General features: G+C 47.4%; 2 tRNA genes and 2 rRNA genes. All 4 read right to left on the reverse strand.

The features are described 5' to 3' along the window. Window positions 1-786, reverse strand: a 23S ribosomal RNA gene (locus tag ACWYVB_RS24065); the annotation flags it as partial. Window positions 787-1,051: 265 nt separating this feature from the next. Then, window positions 1,052-1,127: transfer RNA gene (locus ACWYVB_RS24070), tRNA-Glu, on the reverse strand. A gap of 11 nt (window positions 1,128-1,138) precedes the next feature. Beyond that, a tRNA-Ala gene (locus ACWYVB_RS24075) sits at window positions 1,139-1,214 on the reverse strand. A gap of 95 nt (window positions 1,215-1,309) precedes the next feature. Then, a 16S ribosomal RNA gene (locus ACWYVB_RS24080) occupies window positions 1,310-1,672 on the reverse strand; the annotation flags it as partial.

The raw sequence follows: 1,672 nt of genomic DNA on the forward strand, positions 1-1,672 counted from the left end.
AGGTTTGATTGGCCTTTCACCCCTAGCCACAAGTCATCCGCTAATTTTTCAACATTAGTCGGTTCGGTCCTCCAGTTGATGTTACTCAACCTTCAACCTGCCCATGGCTAGATCACCTGGTTTCGGGTCTATATCCAGAGACTGAACGCCCAGTTAAGACTCGGTTTCCCTACGGCTCCCCTAGATGGTTAACCTTGCCACTGAATATAAGTCGCTGACCCATTATACAAAAGGTACGCAGTCACAGGACAAAGCCTGCTCCTACTGCTTGTACGTACACGGTTTCAGGTTCTATTTCACTCCCCTCACAGGGGTTCTTTTCGCCTTTCCCTCACGGTACTGGTTCACTATCGGTCAGTCAGTAGTATTTAGCCTTGGAGGATGGTCCCCCCATATTCAGACAGGATATCACGTGTCCCGCCCTACTCGATTTCACTGAATATGCGTCGTCAGTTACGGGGCTATCACCCTGTATCGCCAAGCTTTCCAGCTTGTTCACCTAACGCCTATAAAGCTTAAGGGCTAGTCCAATTTCGCTCGCCGCTACTTTCGGAATCTCGGTTGATTTCTTTTCCTCGGGGTACTTAGATGTTTCAGTTCCCCCGGTTCGCCTCGTTATGCTATGTATTCACATAACGATACTTACTTATGTAAGTGGGTTTCCCCATTCGGAAATCCCAGACTCAAGTGGTTTTTACTACCTAATCTGGGCTTATCGCAAGTTAATACGTCCTTCATCGCCTCTGACTGCCAAGGCATCCACCGTGTACGCTTAGTCACTTAACCATACAACCCGAAGGAGTTTCGAGTTGATGAACAAGTCACCAAAGTTGTCTCTCATTATTTGAATGAGCGAGAGACATTCGATTTTGCCGGACTCAAATTCCAAGAACACTTGAATGTGTTTTTAGTTGCATTCATAAATGAATACTTTGAGAACTTTACAAACAACAATAAATTGTTGTTTTGTCAGCTTTCCAAATTGTTAAAGAGCTAATCACTTCAAAGAAGTAACCATTTTTAAGAACACTTAATTAAATGCGCTTAAAGATGGTATCCCGTAGGGGAGTCGAACCCCTGTTACCGCCGTGAAAGGGCGGTGTCCTAGGCCTCTAGACGAACGGGACACAGAACTATGTGGTGGAGCTAATCGGGATCGAACCGATGACCTCTTCGCTGCCAGCGAAGCGCTCTCCCAGCTGAGCTATAGCCCCACATAAATTGCTTCAGCATTTTATGCAGAACCAATTTTGCTCTGAAATCTAAACCATATCAATCTGTGTGAACACTCATCGCAATAATCATCGTTTAAGGAGGTGATCCAGCGCCAGGTTCCCCTAGCGCTACCTTGTTACGACTTCACCCCAGTCATGAACCACAAAGTGGTAAGCGTCCCCCCGAAGGTTAAACTACCTACTTCTTTTGCAGCCCACTCCCATGGTGTGACGGGCGGTGTGTACAAGGCCCGGGAACGTATTCACCGTGGCATTCTGATCCACGATTACTAGCGATTCCGACTTCATGGAGTCGAGTTGCAGACTCCAATCCGGACTACGACGCACTTTTTGGGATTCGCTCACTTTCGCAAGTTGGCCGCCCTCTGTATGCGCCATTGTAGCACGTGTGTAGCCCTACTCGTAAGGGCCATGATGACTTGACGTCGTCCCCACCT

The sequence above is a fragment of the Vibrio sp. JZG10 genome, assembly GCF_054064075.1.